This window comes from Streptomyces sp. NPDC002817, from assembly GCF_053592055.1.
In genome coordinates this window covers 1-1,828 of the sequence record NZ_JBSFUY010000104.1, presented here as the reverse complement: position 1 = coordinate 1,828, position 1,828 = coordinate 1, and the positions used below count along the sequence as shown (strand labels likewise).

Sequence of the window (1,828 nt, the reverse complement as noted above, 5' to 3'; positions counted from 1 at the left end):
CGTCACCCGTGCTCGTCTCGGACGCCTCGTCCGCCAAGGCTTCCTCACCCAACCCGGACGAGGCCGCTACCAGAAACGGACTTAACGTCCACTCAAGTCCGCCGGACAGCGGGCTCATGCGCCTGTGGTTTCGCGAGCTGCTTCTTGAAGGGCCACTTCACGCGGGGTCCACGCCGAACTGATCGCCGGTGGAGACGGTCCCAGCGGGGTTGCCGTTGACGGCGACCGAGCGTGCTCCGGATGCGGTCACCGAGCCCGGCCCGGGCTCGGGCCGTGATGAAGCCGGCACGGGGACGGCCGGGGCAGCGCGCTCCGGGTGGCCCGCAGAGCCGTCGGGAGCACTGCGTAGCCCGGTGTCACCGGTGGAGATGGGGCCCGTCGGGTGGCCCTTGACGGCGACGCTGCGCGGGCCAGACGCGGTGACCGGGCCGTCGGACAGGGGCGGGATGTCTTCACGTCCTGCCGGACGCTGGAGTGTGTCCTCTTCTCGGCGGTCCGCAATGATCAGCGCGGCTCCTGGACTCCGGGGCCCAGGTGCCGGGTTACGCCTACTGGCCACCGCCGTAGCAGATGACGTCAGCAGGCCCGCGGACCAGGGCGAGGCGTATCGGCAGGTGGCGTCGGTAACGCCGCCTGCCCCCTGTGGTGGTGAAGGCCGCCTACGGCGAGCTGCGGGACAGCGGATAACGTGCAGGCATGGCGATGGCGGGGAAGCGACGGGTCCTGTACCGGCAGGGCAGCGGATTCTGGCGGATGACGGCGAAGTGGGTTCTGGTCTTCGGGGCCCTGTACCTGCTGGATGGCGGGCTGCTCCGGTCGTGGGGCGACGCTTTGGTCTGGCCGATGATCGGGATCCTGCTGTGGGTGCCGTTCGGAATCGGCGTCGCCTGGTACCCGAAGAAGGACCAGCTGGTCGCGCTGACGGCGCGTGAACTGCGTGTACGGCGCAAGCGGCTGCCGATGGAGAAGGTGAACCTGCTGCACGTGGCACGGCTGTGGCTGGAGGGGCGGTCGACCGCGGACGACCAGCCAGTGCTGGAATGGACACGGTTCGACCGAGTGGTGTGGGTGCCGCTGCAGGACGGCCGGGCGTTCGGCGTGGAGTTTCGCGACCCGGCCGCGTTCGCCAAGGTTTTCGGCGCTTTCGCGGTCGCGGCGTGCGGCGGGCCCGACATCGTCCGTGCGCGGGCCGCAGCGGCAACCTACCCGGAGCCGCGCCCGATGCGGCCCCGCCCCACCGACGACAGAGGCTCCTGGACAGACCTCCTGGACATCTTCAACTGACAGCCGGAAACACACGGAAAGGGGCAGGGCAGCGGCAACGGTCCGTCAGCGGCGCGGGTGGACAGGGCCAGCGTTCTCGACCAGCTCCCCCAGGAGACGCTTCGCACAAACACCTCCTGCTACTCGCCGAACTTACCTGCACCCCCGAGTGTGCGCCTGACCTGGACAGGAAGTCGCCCGCGCTCTCAACGGCCGGTCGGCCGCCGCCGGAACCGCAACCGCTTCACACAACCACTCACGAAAGTGGCCCCCTCCCTTTTCCGCGACCATCCCTACGCCCTCGGACAGGGGCGGACCCAGTTCTCACCACGTGCTGGCGGCCGAGGCCGCGGCCACAAGGACGCCGAGTTGTGCGGCGAAGCCATCGCCGAACACGGGCATGCCGAACCCCGGTTCGTCGAGGTAGCCCAGAGTGAGCTGCCCCGAGTTTCGTAGAGTGGTCGGACTGTCCCGAGTTGGGTGGAGTCGAGTTGCTTGGTTTCAGGCTACTGGCGGGGTGCGGAGTTCGTACTCCACCGGGCTGAGCATGCCCAGCGCGGAGTGC

The 1,828-nt window shown here is 69.3% G+C and carries 1 protein-coding gene; it reads left to right on the top strand.

All coding sequences use genetic code 11. From position 1 onward, the window contains the following. Positions 1-696 precede the first annotated feature (696 nt). On the top strand, positions 697-1,284 hold the full coding sequence (locus ACWD3I_RS49165) for a hypothetical protein (protein WP_365414244.1): 588 nt from the start codon (positions 697-699) through the stop codon (positions 1,282-1,284). Positions 1,285-1,828: the final 544 nt, after the last annotated feature.